This is a genomic window from Billgrantia antri (assembly GCF_019430905.1).
GTDB classification, from domain to species: domain Bacteria; phylum Pseudomonadota; class Gammaproteobacteria; order Pseudomonadales; family Halomonadaceae; genus Halomonas; species Halomonas antri.
On record NZ_JAHYCA010000010.1, the window covers coordinates 64543 to 79547 of the forward strand.

Below are 15005 nucleotides of genomic sequence, written 5' to 3' on the forward strand. Positions count from 1 at the left end.
ACGAAAAGGATGAATCATGTCTACAACTCGCTTCGCGGCTGCCGCTCAAGAAGGACAAGTATCGATCGTGCACCTTGGCCTGGGCGCGTTTCATCGTGCCCACCAGGCGGTCTACCTGGAGCGCTATCGGCAGCGTAGCGGCGACGCCACCTGGGGGGTGAGCAGCGCCAACCTGCGCGGCGGCGTAGCACTGGTCGATGCGCTGCGCAACGCCGGCTATCACTATCATGTCGCCGAATACGCCGACCGCGACCATGTCACCCTGCGCGCGATCGGCGTGATCGAGGAAGCCCTGTTCAGCGGTCGCGATGACGGCGACCAGTGGGGGAGGGACCTCGAGGCGTTGCTGGTGCGGATGGCCTCGCCCGAGACGCGCCTCGTTACCCTCACGGTGACCGAGAAGGGCTATTTTCTCAATCCCAGCGATGGCCGCCTGTTGCGCGACGACCCGCTGATCGCCCATGACATCGACCACCCGCATTCGCCTCGCACGGCACCGGGAATCCTGGTCGAGGCACTGGCCCGGCGGCGCGCAGCGGGAACTCCTGCGTTCACCGTGCTGTGCTGCGACAACATGCCCGACAACGGGCGGCGCACGCGAGCGGCCGTGGTGCAGCTCGCCGCCTGTCGCGACGCCGAGCTGGCCGAGTGGATCGAGCGGGAGGTGGCGTTCCCCTGCAGCATGGTCGACCGCATCGTGCCGGCCATGACCGCGGACGACCATGCGCGGCTGGCCGAGCTGGGCGTCGACGACCCCAACGCGGTGGTGGGCGAGGCCTTCTCGCAATGGGTGGTCGAGGATGACTTCCCCCTCGGCCGGCCGGCCTGGGAAGCCGAGGGCGTAGAGATGGTCGCCGACGTGGCGCCATTCGAAACCATGAAGTTGCGCATGCTCAATGGCAGCCATTCCCTGCTCGCCTACCTGGGTGCGCTGGAGGGGATCGAGACGGTGTTCGACGCCGTGAGCCGCGATGACCTGCGTGATCTGCTGCGCCGCTATATGCTGGAGGAGGCGGCGCCGACACTCAGCATGCCCGCAGGGACTGACCTTGACGCCTATGCTGATTCGCTGCTGGCGCGCTTCGCCAACGACAGCCTGCGTCATCGCCTGCAGCAGATCGCCATGGATGGCTCGCAGAAGCTGACCCAGCGCTGGCTTCACGGCGCCCTGGCACGACTCGAAGCGGGAGGTGAGGTGCCGTGCACCGCACTCGGCGTGGCGGCATGGATCCGCTATACCTTGGGAGTCGATCTGCACGGCAATGTCTACCCCGTCGATGACCCCATGGCGAAAACCTTTAGACTGCTGCACGAGGCCCATGGTGAGGATCCTGAGAATCTGGTGTCCGCCTTCTTCGGACTCGACGCCGTGATTCCCCCGGCGCTTGCCGAACATGCCGGCTTCGTGGCGTCGGTAGTGTCAGCCTACCGCTGCCTGGCTACCCAGGGCTTCGACGCCGCGCTCGCGCAGCTCGATGCTCCCACCTGATACCGCGAGGACCGTCATGGAACACACCTGGCGCTGGTTCGGCCCCAGCGATCCGATCACACTCGACGAGATTCGCCAGACCGGTGCTACCGGCATCGTCACGGCGCTTCACGAAATACCCAACGGCACGGCCTGGCCGGCGGATGATATCGCCGAGCGCAAGGCAATGATCGAGGCCGCGGGGCTCTCCTGGTCGGTGGTCGAGAGCGTGCCGGTACACGAGTCAATCAAGCAGGGCACGCCCGAACGCGAGCGATACATCGCGGCCTACCAAGAGACCCTGCGCCACCTGGGCGACTGCGGCATCGACACCGTCTGCTACAACTTCATGCCGGTGCTCGACTGGACCCGCACCGATCTCGCCTGGCGTCTGCCGGACGGCGGCCTGGCGTTGCGTTTCGACCAGGCCGCGCTGGCTGCCTTCGACCTCTACCTGCTTGGGCGGCGCGGCGTCAAGGCGGAATACAGCGATGCCGAACAAGCCGAGGCCAGGCGTTACATGGAAGGGCTGGATGAGGTGTCGCGCCAGCGACTGGTCAACAACGTCATCGCCGGCCTGCCCGGGGCCGAGGAACACTACACCCTGGCGCGGTTCCGCGAGGTGCTGGCCGCGTACGACGGCATCGACGCCGCGCGCCTGCGCGAGAACCTGGGGTATTTTTTGCGCGCCATCGTGCCGGTGGCCGAGGAGGCCGGGGTGCGACTCGCCATTCATCCGGACGACCCGCCGCGCCCTCTGTTCGGCCTGCCACGGGTGGTCTCCACCCCCGAGGACGCCCAGTGGATTCTCGATGCAGCGCCCAGCGAGGCCAACGGCCTGACCCTGTGCACCGGCTCCTACGGCGTGCGGGCGGATATCGACCTGGCTGAGATGGCGCGGCGCTTCGGCCCGCGTATCTACTTCGCCCACCTGCGCTCGACCCGGCGCGAGGCCGCCGATCCGCGTACCTTCCACGAGGCGCATCACCTCGGCGGCGACGTCGACATGGTGGCGGTGATCCAGGCGCTGGTGGAGGAGGAGCGACGCCGCGAGCGCGAAGGCGGCCCACGCCTGCCGCTGCGGCCCGACCACGGCCACCACATTCTCGACGACCAGCGCCGCGACACCCGCCCCGGCTATCCGCTCTACGGACGCCTGAAAGGGCTGGCTGAGCTACGTGGGGTGGAGCTGGCAGTGCGGCGATTGACGTGATGGTAAATGAACCAGGCAGCCCCATGCGAAAGGCGGCCAGTCCGAGATGAGGCACTGCCTCGAGCAGAAAGCCGAGGTTGTAGGCGATAATGCTCTGGTCCTTGGTGACCCAACTTCCCGTTGAAGTCGATAGGACAAGATATTCATGGCGCAGCAACGCTCACCGTGTGCCGTTCTGCGATGAAGCATCCCGCGCTCGCTCGGAGGGTGTGACCTCGGAGCGCTCCACGAAGCGAACGTTCTTGGTGGGAGCATGCGCGTAGGCGTTGACGTCTTCAGGCTCGGCGGTGTAGCTGTCTTCGTAACCCGGCACCGACTGAGCCATCAGGTCGGGGCGGCTGCCCCAAGGGGCGGTATTCACTTTCTCGTGATGTTCGTCGCGAAGACGATTCAGTTCCTTCTCATCCACCTTGGCGTAGAGGTCACGCCAGTAAGTCGCCGAGCGGCCACGCTTGCCGGCCTCATCAAAGGCCCGGGTGGTCGGGTCGAGATGGCGAAACGGCTCCAGCCGGGGAATATCCGGCAGCGGCTGGCTGACGTCCATGAAGCGGCTCAGCATGTCCCACATGGCATAGCGCTCGGCGATGCTGCCGGTATCGGTGGGAAAGGTAAATTCCAACGGCAGGCCGCTACGCTTGTCCTTGCTGAACTGCGGATAGCGATGGCGCACCTTGAGGGTGTGACGCTGGTTGCCCTTCATGTCCGCGGCCATCTCGATAAAGGCATCGAACTCATAGAAGGGAAAGTTGCCCTGGAAGCTCTTAACCAGCCCGGAGCGGCGGCAGAAAGCGACATCGTCCGACCAATTCTGATTACTCTTGTAAAAATGGATACTATATTTCTCAAACAACCATTTCAATGCCGTAGCCACTCCACAAACTGCAAAAACCGAAAGCGGAACAGCCAAGACTTCATAAAAAGACCCATCTCCAGGATTAAATATTTCGGCAACAACAAACAACAATACAAAAAAGCTATCCCAGAAATAAACCCCCCCCCCCCCCTTTCCCTCCACCAGGGTCTATATAGCTTAAGCCATGCGTCCAGAACACGAACCAGAAACGAAAGAAGCGATAGAGCAAACCAATATCTTCATCGACGAACTGCGACCAACGTATCTCATTGATCATTGTATAGTCGTGAAAATCCGTCTCCCCCATATACTCGTAGTTACGATACCAGGCTTCCGCATACTCATATTCGAACTGAGAAGGATTGACGCCGATATAATGCCCCCAAGGCAGGCGCGCCATATCGAAGGCGTCACCCAGCTTGCCGAGCTTGCCCTTGGGCGGCGGCGGCGCTTGTCGGGGGATGCGATCCGCCGTGAAGGCCGTCTTCTCGTACCCTTGCTGCTGCGTAGACTCGGTCATCGCCTGCCTCCTTGCTTGTTCCAGCGCCAGGTCAGGGTCGCTGGTTGCGCCAGCAAACTGACTTGGTCTTCCAATTGGTGGTGCTTCCGCTCAGCGGGGTTCCAGTATTCGATGGTTCCCTTGCCCTCGACGTCTTCCAGGCTGAGGCGTACCAGATGCTCCCCCCGATGGTAAGCACGCTGAAAGTCGGGCTCGTGGCGGAAACTCGTCTGATTGGCCGCGAGCCAGTCGGCGGCACGGCGCGGCTGATCGAACATGCGATAGATATCGAACATCAGCAGCATGGCATCAGGATCGCCGGCCTCGGCCTGGGGCTGAGCCACGGCCAAGGCGGCGTGATGCCAATCTTCATATCCCTCGGGGCAATGGTCCCCTGCAGTGCAGGCGCCACCTCGAAACAGTTGCAGCATGGAGTAAACGTCGTCTTTTGCTGCGGCCTTCAAATACCAAGCCATGGCTGCTCGGGTCAGGCCCATATGGCGTAGGCGATGGATTTCGCCCAGGTAATACATGGCATCGACATCGCCGGCTTCAGCGGCTGGTTCCAGAAGGGGAATGCTTTCAGCCGCAATGCCCAGGCCGTATACCCGCATCCCCTCATCCTTGGCGGCCTGCACCTCGGGCTCCAGGGCCCAGGCGCTTATCGGAAGCACCAGCAGGACAATAATCAACATGCGTGGCATAGGCGCTAACATGATGGATCAGTAGCCAAAGCGCGAGGGAAATCTCGAAAGCGGCGGTTCGCGGCCGATCCATTCAGCCCCGGCTAACTCCTCAGCCTCTCGCCTTTCCTCAGCGGGCAACTGCTCTTCATTCCACTCCATGACACTTCGAGCGGAGGTGTCATCCATTTCAATGCTAAGCGCATGAAGAATAGCCCAGCCTTGAATTTTCTCCTGCTCATTTTGGCATCTATCATCTCTTTGCGGATCTAAATAACACCACCCAACGCCAAGGCGACTGTCATAGTTTCCACTTAGGGAGGCTTTTTTCATCCATTCCCAGCTTAGTTGATAGTCCCCTTGTCGCCTTAGCACATCAGCCATTCTGCTAATTGCGGGAACATATCCCTGCTCAGCCGCTTTGTGGAACCATTCCTCAGCGGCGCTAAGTCGGCGGCCATTGGTCAGGTACCAGCCGCGCCCATCAAGGATTTGATTGCCCAGAATGGTCTGGGCTTCGGGCTGGCCTGCCTCGGCGGCCCGCTCCAGCCAGTCGCCGGCCCGGCGCGGCTGATCGAACATGCGATAGATATCGAACATGGCCAGCATGGAATCGGGATCGCCGGCTTCGGCCTGGGGCTGAGCCACGGCCAAGGCGGCATGATGCCAATCTTCATATCCCTCGGGGCAACGGTCACCGGCGGTGCAAGCGCCACCTTGGAACAGGCGCAGCATGGCGTGCACATCCCCCTGTTCCGCAGCCTGCAAGTACCACGCCATGGCTCTTTGGGACAGGCCGCGATCCAGCAGGCGGGTGGCTTCCCCAAGGTAGTACAGCGCCTCCACATCACCAGCTTCAGCGGCTTGTTCCAAGTAGGGCTGCATCTTGATCCACTCGGAAATACCCCAAAGCCGCATCCCTTCGTCCTTGGCGGCTTGCGCTTCCTCATTCAAAGCCCAAGCTGCTGACGTTGCGATAGGCGAAATCGCCAAGGCTACCAACGCCGCCGCGGCTTTGCGTCTGCTTATCGACATCAGTAGCCAAATTTGTCCGGAAAATAGGAGAGTGGCGGCTCACGATTGAGCCATTCTTCCATCATTCGCTCGCCTTCTTCACGTTGCTCAGGAGTGACCTTGTCTCCGTAAATCCGAAGGGCTCGTTCAGAAGTAGTGCCGGATACCTCTTCACTGATAGCGAGAAGAATAGCCCAGCCTTTAGCGGGATCCTTCTCTGTTTGACAAATTTCACGCTCTTCAGCATCAGGGACGATATAACAAGCTGCTTGCCAGCGTCTGCCGTTAATATGACCGGCCTCAGAGGCTTGCACCATCCATTCCCAGGCTTCTTCACGACGCCCAAGATTGTTCAATACAGATGAAAGATCATTCATGGCCGGGGCATAACCGGCTTCGGCGGCCCTGCGATGCCATTCCGCTGCAGCTTCCAGGCGTTCGGTCTCCGTGGCGTACTTATCCTCATCGTCTCGCGCTAAATGACCTAGCCAGTTAATGGAATCCAGATTGCCGGCTTCGGCCGAGCGCAGAAGCCACTCCATGGCCTCATCGTGCCGGTCGAGGTAGGTATAGATATCGTAGAGCGCGCCCATGGCCTCGGCGTCGCCCGCCTCGGCCTTGGGCAGGGTGGCGACGAGAGCCGCTTCACGCCAATCGTTGCCCTCTTCGGGGCAAACGTCACCCAGCTCACAGGCACTGCCATCATAGAGGCGCAGCATGGCATGGGGCTCGCCCTGTTGTGCGGCCCGGTGATACCAATCCAGGGCGGCTTGACTCATTCCCCCCATAACCAACCGGCGGTTGGCCTCACCTAGATAGTACATCGCCTCCACATCACCAGCTGCTGCGGCTATTTCTAAATAGGGTATGGCAGTTTGTGTCCTGCTAATACCATAGAGTCGCATCCCTTCTTCTTTGGTGGCTTGCACCTCGGGCTCTAGTGTCCAGGCGCTTATTGGCCGTACCAACAAAGCAACGACCAGAAGGCGTGGCACGGGGCACATCATGACCGACTAGTAGCCAAATCGCGGTGGATATTTCGAAAATGGCAATTCCTTCTCACGCCAAACTTCTACCAAAACCTGCGCTTCATGATGCTGCTCTAAAGTTAAGGAGTTTTCATTCTCTTTCATAAATGAATCAAGAAGAGAATTGTCTATTTTTTCCGCCAAGATGCTCAGCATTGCCCAACCTTTAACGGGATTCTCTTCTGGTGGACATCTCTCTTCTATTTCTGCATCAAAGTAACACCACCCTACACTTAAGAATCGATCCGCATGGCCAGCCTCTGCCGCTTTTACCAACCAATCCCAAGAAGACGAGTAATCTTTCTTTTCATTTAGCACCCTGGCGAGCCCACTCATCGCAGGTACATGCCCTTGCTCCGCTCCTTTGCGGAACCATGACTCGGCAGCACTGAGCCGGCGGCCGTTGGTCAGGTACCATCCACGACCATCGAGGATCTGGTTGCCCAGAATGGTCTGGGCCTCGGGCTGGCCCGCCTCGGCGGCGCGTTCCAGCCAGTCGCTAGCCCGGCGCGATTCCTCGAACATGCGGTATATATGAAACATCGCTAGCATGGCATCGGGGTCGCCGGCCTCGGCCAGGGGCTGTGTAATATTCAGCGCCGCATGGTGCCAGTCCTCGAAGCCGTCGGGGCAGCGATTGCCAGCGGTACAAGCCCCACCCTGGAACAGCCGCAGCATGGCATAAGGGTCGCCCTGTTCCGCAGCCTGTAGGTACCACGCCATGGCTCTTTGGGACAGGCCACGATCCAGCAGGCGAGTGGCTTCGCCAAGGTAGTACATCGCTTCTACGTCGCCAGCGTCAGCAGCTTGTTCCAAATAGGGCTGCATCTCGATCCATTCGGAAATGCCCCATAGTCGCAAGCCTTCTTCCTTGGCGGCTTGCACCTCGGGCTCCAGGGCCCAGGTGCTTATCGGCAGCAACATCAGGGCGATGCTCAGCAAGCGTTGCATAGGCGCTAACATGTGGATCAGTAGCCAAAGCGCGGCGGGAAGTTTGAGAGCGGCGGCTCGCGGCCGATCCATTCTTCGGCGACTTGCTCCGCGCCTCGACGACGCCTATCTACTAATAAGTCATTATTTTCCTCAAGCACCCACCTTGCAGTGTCATTGCTGGTTTCTTCTATCACTGAAAGTGCAAGTCCCCAGCCTTTCTCTATATCCTGATCGACCAAGCATATTGGGTCGTATTCCGGGTCCAGGCTGCAAAAGGCTTCCCATAAACGAGAATCCAGATGACCAGCTCGGGAGGCATGTCTTGTCCAGGGCCAAGCTTCCTCATAACGCTCCTGATTACTCAAAACCTCTGAGAGCTTAACCATCCCAGGCACATATTCCTGTTCTGCCGCTTTGCGGAACCATTCCTCGGCGGCGCTGAGCCGGCGGCCGTTGGTCAGGTACCAGCCGCGTCCGTCGAGGATCTGATTTCCCAGAAGGGTCTGGGCCTCGGGCTGGCCCGCTTCGGCAGCGCGCTCCAGCCAATTGCCGGCCTGGCGCGATGCCTCGAACATGCGCTGGATATGGTACATCGCCAGCATGGCATCGGGATCGCCGGCCTCGGCCTGGGGCTGGGTGATGGCCAGGGCGGCATGGTGCCAGTCCTCGAAGCCCTCGGGGCAACGGTCGCCGGCGGTGCAGGCGCCGCCCTGGAAGAGCCGCAGCATGGCATAAGGGTCGCCCTGTTCGGCGGCTTGCAGATACCACGCCATGGCCCTTAGAGACAGACCGCGATCCAACAGGCGTGTCGCCTCCCCCAGGTAGTACATGGCCTCCACATCGCCCGCTTCGGCGGCGGGTTCCAGATAGGGCTGCATTTCGATCCACTCGGAAATGCCCCATAGCCGCATCCCCTCGTCCTTGGCGGCCTGAGCCTCGGGCTCCAGGGCCCAGGCAGCTATGGGTAAACTCAACACCGCTACTAGCAGGCTGGCTTTCATCGTTTTGCGCATAAGATCAATGGTCCCTATCGGTATAGACGGCAAAGGTCCCTCTGGGTGAGGTGCGTAGCTGACAGTAATCATCGACCTCTAGACCCAATCGATAAGAGATATGGCCATATCTCTCTTTGGCGTTACGAATTTGAAGGGTCCTATTTCCGGTATCGCGTTTCATAAACTGATCCAGCCGATACCGGTTCTGACAGTAGGCCACACCCCAACCGCGCGCCTCGTCATAGGTGCCGTCCAGCGACATTCGCGCCACTGCGCGCTCAAACAGGTGCCGGGCCTGGGCGAGGTCGTAGTGGCCGCTGGTTGTGTAGCCCTCCTCCAACCAACTCAGGCATTTTGCGATGGCGATCTGCTGCAGGTCGGTGGCCCGGTTGCGATCGAAGGGCTCGCCGTCGATGGTGTAGCCGCTCCGGCTAGGCGGGAACGTCAGGGTATTGAGTAGCGGCCCCAAGGCTTCCGGAGACAAATGCTGTATCCAGGCGCGCATTTTATCCTCCCGGGGGTCATTGACGATGGCATGAGCAATCATCCCCGCCCGCTCGCTCTGGGTCATCAGGTCGTAGAGGCGTTGGATGCCGTCCAGACCCCGGGCGGCGAGCAGGCTGATATCGAGCAAGGTGGTGGCGGCCAGGTAGCCAAGCCGGCTCATGAACTGGAAGGCGTCGCGGTCGACCCAGTCGACGAAGGCGTAGTCGTTGTCGCGCAGTGCCTGGCTGAGCATCATGAACCAAAGGTTCAGTTGCTTGAGGTCCAGCTCCATGGCGATCTGTCCGCCCGCGCCTTTGCCAGCTACGACCTTGGCTCTGAAGTAGGCGACGAACTTGCCCTGATGGATACCCAAGCGCAGACCGAGCTCGCCGCCGATCCCGCCGGCCGCCTCCAGACCCAGCACGGCATGACCTAGTGTGCGCCAGGCATTGAGCTCGGTTTGTTGATTGCTCATGGTCAGCCAGTCGCGGTCGGCCAGCTGAGGCAACTGCCGGGTGATATCGGCCGGTGGTTCCCAGCGCATGCTGCAGCGCGTATTGACACCCACTGTGGCGCCGGCAAAGGCCTTGAGGGCAGCGCCCTCTGCTTCGCGCTGTGCCCACTCGAGCCCGGTGAGCTTGAGGCCATTATGATCGAAGCCCAACCCGGCCTCGGCAGTCAGTGCCAAGGAGGCGCCGGCAAATCCCTTGGCCACAGCCGCCACTTGCAGTGAGTAGCGGCCAAGATTGCGTATCTCATTCTGGCGCTGCGTCAGCACGGCTTCGAACGGCAGAGCTTCTCTTTCGCTGGGCAACTGCAGCGTACCCAAGCTGATCTCACCGCGAGCCAGGCTGTACGTGCCTTTAAGTTCCAACTGGTACTTGGCGCCAGCTTCAAAGCTCGTGCCGTTATCTCCCTCCGTAGCCTGCCAGGGGCCGCGTCGAGGGCCGCCAAGGTTGCGCTCACCCGTCGCTTCTCGACGGTGCTTCACTTCCTGTGTTACCGATCCGCCTGCTTCGGTCTCTTGCTCCCATTCGAAGAATGCCAGAGAGGCTTCGCGTTCGACGAGGGTGACCGGCTCGTCGAGGTGAGTACCCAGCGCCTCGTTCAAGGCGGCGTGGGGCATGCCCACCAAGCGTAGCATTTGGGCCTGAGCGCTGGCATCGAACAGGCGCAGGCGCTCCCGGCTGTGGCCGGTGAATAGGATGCGCTGTAGTGTTTCTGCCCAGGCACTCCTGGCACCATCTTGCTGAAGGGACAGCACCTCATGTCCTTGAACATCGAGATAATCGAAGAAAGCCTCGGGGATGAAGAAGCCCAGGCGCTCCTCGAACCAATCGGCACGTCGCTCGATACGCTCGCAGCCACGCCGGGCCAGCCAGTTGGAGAGTGCGGTTTCGTTGGCCTCCCACATTGTGGCGGGCAGCACGCCATCCTGTTCGAGGTCGCGCAGCAGCGCTCGGCGGTCCGCTTCACGCACGTCGCGCAGCAGGTGGCGAAGACTGACATGGCTCAACGCCTGCTCGGCACGGGGCGAGCTAAACTCACGTAACGGAAAGTCCTTGCGGACCAATACGTCGATTGTCTGTCGGCGATAACCCAGGGCGTGGCGCTGATCGGTGATATCTGCCTGCCAGAACAGCACCCGCTGCGGGCGCATGTTCGCTACCTGGGCTTCGGCCAGTTGATAGAGCACATCCAACTGCGCCACCAGCTTCTGGAAAGCTTCGCGCTCCTCCTCGAAGAGGTGAACGGGCAGCGCTGAGCGGCGCGCAGTGGCGGTAGCCCACTGGTTGAGCTTGTCCTCCACCGCATCGAATATCGTGACGGCCTCCTTGAGCCGTTGGTTGTAATGGTCGTAGGCTTCGATGCCACGTTCCAACCCGTCGGGAGCCGCACTCATCGGCACTGCAGCCAAAGCCCACTCCGGGGTGGCCACACCGAGGGTGGCAAGGGCAAGTATGCTGTCGCAGTAGGCTTGCAACTCAGCGTCAAGCCGTTCAGCTTCGCCATGAATAAAGTCGCCAATGACGCCACAGCGCGAAGAGTCCTTGGGCGACATCGACTCACAGTCGGCAAGGAAGGCTTGATATTCCACCAGGGCCTGTCGTACCGGTAGCAGGGTACCCGGTTGGTCGACGGAGGCATTGTTCTGGAGAACGGCGGCCCGGCATTGGCGATAGGTTTCCAGTGCCCGCTCGATCTCCGCTTCCCAGGGGCCATAGTAGCTGCTGCCTTCGATCACGTACTTTTCCGCCTTGGCACGCTCCATGCCTTGGCGGTATAACCCGTGAAGCTCTTCCAGTAGGCGAGCCTCTTCAGCGTTCCAGATACGATTCCAGAGGCGAGGAGCACCGACAATCAGAGGAGAAACCCAGAACCATGAGTCCTCAGTGAGCGGGCTGTGCTCGCTTACGCGTTGAGCTGGGTCAGTTTCTTCATCGCCGCGCTCCTGCATCAGCTCAGCTAACCGTTTCAGTTTGTCTCGGGCTTGATTGCGCTCGGCTTCATTCAAAAAATTTTCCGGCCGCGCCGGCAGAAAGCATTCCAACAGGCCGGCGTCGTTATTGAGATATTCCAAGCGCTGATGGGGGTCCTCCACTTTTACCCATTCGGCAAGCTCGTCGGCGGCTTCGTGCAGGGCCTTGGCCACCTCCTCGGTGAGTAGCCAGAACGTTCCAGTGCCGGTGAGATAGATAATGTCGGCCCAGGGAGCTGTCTCGCAGACCATCGGCACAGGGCATTCCTGACCGCCTTCAAAGGCGGGTGGCTGGAACTCGGGCAGCAACAGCGGGACGTATAGGCTGCCGGGGCGTGTATCGGTGGTCATGAGAGGCGCTCCAGTTCGCCGATTTTCTGCGCTTCGGTGAGGCTCATGTCGGACAGAATGTGTCGTGCGTTATACCAAGTGTCATCGCCAGCCTGACGAATCAGCGGCAACAGGCGCTTCCTGTCCCGTCCGTGGGTGATACCCACCTCGGCGAGCTGCCCCAGCCTTTCCAACCACTCCGGCGGCAGTGCCTGCAGCGGCGTATCGGTTGCCCGGCTCAGCCACCAGGCGCGTGGACTCTCCTTGAGGGCCTGTTCCAGCGCTTGGGTCAGCGGCGGTGCCTTGGACTCGTTAACGGTGTCGCCCGTGGTCTCGCTAGCAACATCGACGAGCTGCCACGCCTGCCAGTGCGGCAGCGGCGTGGGCGTGACGACCTGCCCCAACGGCCCGATGAGTTGGGCGTAGGCGGTGTCGCTGACGGCGGCGAGCAGTGCCGTCCAGGCCGCGCCATCCTGAAGGTTCACCAGCGACTGGCCGCCGTGGGGGTCGTCGAGCACGAACAGGCGGCGCAGGTGATCGGCCAGATCATCGGGAGAGGTCGCTTGTGTTGGCTGAAAGGCCCAGCCGAAGCGCTGCCCCGTGCATAGCGAACGGATGGCCTGCCAGGCCTCGCTGCCTGGCGTGAGTTCGACCAGCCAGGGGCTGGCGTCCAGCAGCGGCGCCAGAGGCGTGCCGGCGAACAGGGTCAGGAAGTCGTTCCAGCCGGGCTGGCCCACGAGGGCGGCGCAGCGTTCCGGGGCACGGCGCTGGTCGAGCACCGCATAAAGGGGGCGGCGGCCATCGAAACCGGCCGCCGGGCTCTCGACCGGGTGGCTGCGCTCGCCGATTCGGTTCAACCAGCCAGGCATGGGCAATCCCCCCGGCTGCAGGTGGTCTCGCTCAGCTTGCCGCACAGCGGCAGCAGCGTCGCCTCGGAGAGCTGATAGTCCTTGAGCTTGGGCAGCGAGGTAGGCGGTATTGCCTCATGAATTTCCGCCACCGCCCGGCCCGGCAGCAGCGGCATCTCCACCGCCTGGCCGGAGCCGGAGCCGGGGCTGCCGCCGGCATTGACCTTCACCGTGGGTCCGACCAGGGTCACGCCACCGCCGTCGAGCTTGAGGAAGCTGCCGCCGGCGTTGAGGGTCATTTCGCTGCCGGCTTCGAGCACCACCTTGTGGCCGGCCTTGATGTGCAGCTCGCGGCCACATTCACTGAGCCAGGCCTGGCCGGCCTTGACGTGCAGCGTGCCCTGTACCGTGAGGTGCTGGTTGGCGTCGGTCTGCTCGTGCCGGTTGCCGCGCACGGTGTGGTGCTCGTCGGCGTCGACTTCGCCGATGCGGTCGTGATGCACGGTGAGGAAGCTGTCGTGGCCGATCTCCTCGGTGCGGTCGTTATTGGTGAGCAGTTCCAGGTCCTTCTGGGCGTGCAGCCAGATCTGCTCCTCGCCGGCCTCGTCCTCGAAGCGAAGTTCGTTGAACCCTTCGCCCTTGTGGCTCTGGGTGCGGAGGACGGTACGGGTCTTGTGTTCCGGCAGTTCGTAGGGCGGGGTATTCACCGCGTGGTAGGTGCGCCCGGTGATCAGCGGCTGGTCGGGATCGCCCTCGAGGAAGCTGACCACCACTTCATGGCCGATCCGCGGGATGGCGATGCTGCCGTAGCCGCCGCCGGCCCAGCCCTGGGAGACGCGCACCCAGGCGCTGGCCGTTTCATTGGGTTCGGCGTAGCGATCCCAGGGGAACTGGACCTTGACCCGGCCGTGCTCGTCGCAATAAATCTCCTCGCCCTCGGGGCCGACGACGAAGGCGACCTGCGGGCCGTCGACTCTTGGCTTGGCGTTGGGTTTGGGACGCCAGGCCTGGTCGGCGGGTATCAGCACCAGTTCGTTGTCGAACTTGGTCATGCCCATTCCTTCCCCGTCACGCTGAGTGACACCATCCTCTTCCAGCGCCTGGGGCTGGCTGCCGGTGTGCGTGACCGACACTACCTGCCAGTCGCGGTTGAGCTCGTCGAGATCGTGGTCGGTGAGGGTGAAGCGCGTCCCCGGAGCGAGTTCGGGCAGGTCGCTCTCGGCGCTACAGGTCAGGGCGTCGCTTCTCAGGTGCTCCAGGCGAATGCGGGTGAAGGCCTCGCCGGAGGCGTCGGCCTTGTAGCGGCCGGGGTAGTCGTAGTGTTCGTAGTCGTCTCTTTGGGCGTGTTCTTCCAGGCCGTCCGCGGCGTGTTCATGGAGTTGGGCGTAGGCGGGGTTCTTGAACGAGGTGTCCTTGAGTGTGACCGAAGCCGGGGCGACCCGGGCGAGTTGTTCGAGCTTGCGCACGTGGCGGCTCGGCGGGGTGCCGCCGGCGCGGCCGTGGTAGGTGCGGCTGCCCAGGTGGTCCAGCACCTGGGGCGCGTCGGCGAACACCAGGCGGTGAGTGCCACCGGGAGCATCTTCAAACTCATGAAAGTAGAACAGCCCCTCCTCGGCGGCCAGGCGCTGGATGAAGGCGAGGTCGCTCTCGCGGTACTGGGTCAGGTACTCGCGTTCGACCGGTTCGCGGGTGGCGGCGAAGGCCACGTCGGTGAGGCCGCGCTCGTCGCACAGGGTGTTGATGACCGTGAGCGGCGAGACCTGCTGGAAGATGCGCGAGTTGTGGCGCAGGCCCAGGCGCCAGATGGCCGGGCGCGCGACCAGCGAGTAGATCGTGCGCCGGTGGCCGCGGTCGCCGCGACCGAACTCACTGACGATGGCATGCACCCGGCGCAGCACCTCGCCGTCCTGCCAGATCGTCAGGCTCACCGGGCGGTCGAGGATGTCACTCGCGGCGAGGCTGCCGTCACGGCTGGCGAAGCGTAGCGTGAGGGTGAAGGGCGCGGAGAGCGCCTCCTCCAGGGTGAAGTCGACCACCGCCAGGTCGGCCGAGTCAGCCCCGGCGAGCGCGAGGGTGAATTGGAGTCCGGTTTCAGCGGCCATGCTTCCCTCCTGGAAGACGAATATGCGGTGAGCCACCGCCACGGCGAAAGATGCCGCGACGGTAGGTTACGTGC

General features: G+C 62.1%; 12 protein-coding genes. 2 read left to right on the forward strand and 10 right to left on the reverse strand.

What is annotated here, in order from left to right; genetic code table 11:
* Positions 1-16 precede the first annotated feature (16 nt).
* A complete protein-coding gene (locus KPL81_RS20375; protein WP_219793680.1) occupies positions 17-1489 on the forward strand; it encodes a mannitol dehydrogenase family protein in 1473 nt (490 codons plus the stop codon).
* Between the two features lie 16 nt (positions 1490-1505).
* A complete protein-coding gene (uxuA, locus tag KPL81_RS20380) occupies positions 1506-2681 on the forward strand; it encodes a mannonate dehydratase (RefSeq protein WP_219793681.1) in 1176 nt (391 codons plus the stop codon).
* Between the two features lie 160 nt (positions 2682-2841).
* Here the strand turns inward: uxuA and KPL81_RS20385 are convergent, their stop codons facing one another.
* The 10 genes from KPL81_RS20385 to KPL81_RS20430 form a co-directional block, all read right to left on the reverse strand.
* Positions 2842-3645 carry a hypothetical protein gene (locus KPL81_RS20385; RefSeq protein ID WP_219793682.1) on the reverse strand — a complete coding sequence of 268 codons (804 nt, stop codon included), beginning with the start codon at positions 3643-3645 and terminating at the stop codon, positions 2842-2844.
* 10 nt (positions 3646-3655) lie between these two features.
* Positions 3656-4054, reverse strand: coding sequence for a hypothetical protein (locus KPL81_RS20390; RefSeq protein WP_219793683.1), 399 nt, complete (start codon positions 4052-4054; stop codon positions 3656-3658).
* On the reverse strand, positions 4051-4737 hold the full coding sequence (locus KPL81_RS20395) for an SEL1-like repeat protein (protein WP_219793684.1): 687 nt from the start codon (positions 4735-4737) through the stop codon (positions 4051-4053). The genes KPL81_RS20390 and KPL81_RS20395 overlap by 4 nt, the downstream gene beginning before the upstream one ends.
* 18 nt (positions 4738-4755) lie before the next feature.
* Positions 4756-5751: a tetratricopeptide repeat protein gene (locus tag KPL81_RS20400; protein WP_219793685.1), complete on the reverse strand. Its 996-nt coding sequence runs from the start codon at positions 5749-5751 to the stop codon at positions 4756-4758.
* Positions 5751-6659 carry a tetratricopeptide repeat protein gene (locus tag KPL81_RS20405; protein ID WP_219793686.1) on the reverse strand — a complete coding sequence of 303 codons (909 nt, stop codon included), beginning with the start codon at positions 6657-6659 and terminating at the stop codon, positions 5751-5753. The genes KPL81_RS20400 and KPL81_RS20405 overlap by 1 nt, the downstream gene beginning before the upstream one ends.
* A gap of 84 nt (positions 6660-6743) precedes the next feature.
* The gene (locus KPL81_RS20410) at positions 6744-7709 is read right to left on the reverse strand and encodes a tetratricopeptide repeat protein (protein WP_219793687.1); all 966 of its coding nucleotides are present in this window, start codon (positions 7707-7709) and stop codon (positions 6744-6746) included.
* Between the two features lie 17 nt (positions 7710-7726).
* Positions 7727-8692 (reverse strand): tetratricopeptide repeat protein, encoded by a 966-nt coding sequence (locus tag KPL81_RS20415; RefSeq protein ID WP_219793688.1) that lies wholly within the window; start codon positions 8690-8692, stop codon positions 7727-7729.
* Positions 8693-8708: 16 nt separating this feature from the next.
* The gene (locus KPL81_RS20420; protein ID WP_219793689.1) at positions 8709-12002 is read right to left on the reverse strand and encodes a hypothetical protein; all 3294 of its coding nucleotides are present in this window, start codon (positions 12000-12002) and stop codon (positions 8709-8711) included.
* A complete protein-coding gene (locus tag KPL81_RS20425; protein ID WP_219793690.1) occupies positions 11999-12850 on the reverse strand; it encodes a DUF4123 domain-containing protein in 852 nt (283 codons plus the stop codon). Before KPL81_RS20425 ends, KPL81_RS20420 begins: the two co-directional genes overlap by 4 nt.
* Positions 12835-14931, reverse strand: coding sequence for a type VI secretion system Vgr family protein (locus KPL81_RS20430; protein ID WP_219793691.1), 2097 nt, complete (start codon positions 14929-14931; stop codon positions 12835-12837). Before KPL81_RS20430 ends, KPL81_RS20425 begins: the two co-directional genes overlap by 16 nt.
* Positions 14932-15005: the final 74 nt, after the last annotated feature.

Bases quoted from the DNA above. Each gene is read 5' to 3' on its own strand.
- KPL81_RS20400 (WP_219793685.1), bottom strand. From the start codon at position 5,751: ATGTCGATAAGCAGACGCAAAGCCGCGGCGGCGTTGGTAGCCTTGGCG.
- KPL81_RS20375 (WP_219793680.1), top strand. From the start codon at position 17: ATGTCTACAACTCGCTTCGCGGCTGCCGCTCAAGAAGGACAAGTATCG.
- KPL81_RS20430 (WP_219793691.1), bottom strand. From the start codon at position 14,931: ATGGCCGCTGAAACCGGACTCCAATTCACCCTCGCGCTCGCCGGGGCT.
- KPL81_RS20410 (WP_219793687.1), bottom strand. From the start codon at position 7,709: ATGCAACGCTTGCTGAGCATCGCCCTGATGTTGCTGCCGATAAGCACC.
- uxuA (WP_219793681.1), top strand. From the start codon at position 1,506: ATGGAACACACCTGGCGCTGGTTCGGCCCCAGCGATCCGATCACACTC.
- KPL81_RS20395 (WP_219793684.1), bottom strand. From the start codon at position 4,737: ATGCCACGCATGTTGATTATTGTCCTGCTGGTGCTTCCGATAAGCGCC.
- KPL81_RS20425 (WP_219793690.1), bottom strand. From the start codon at position 12,850: ATGCCTGGCTGGTTGAACCGAATCGGCGAGCGCAGCCACCCGGTCGAG.
- KPL81_RS20420 (WP_219793689.1), bottom strand. From the start codon at position 12,002: ATGACCACCGATACACGCCCCGGCAGCCTATACGTCCCGCTGTTGCTG.
- KPL81_RS20390 (WP_219793683.1), bottom strand. From the start codon at position 4,054: ATGACCGAGTCTACGCAGCAGCAAGGGTACGAGAAGACGGCCTTCACG.
- KPL81_RS20415 (WP_219793688.1), bottom strand. From the start codon at position 8,692: ATGAAAGCCAGCCTGCTAGTAGCGGTGTTGAGTTTACCCATAGCTGCC.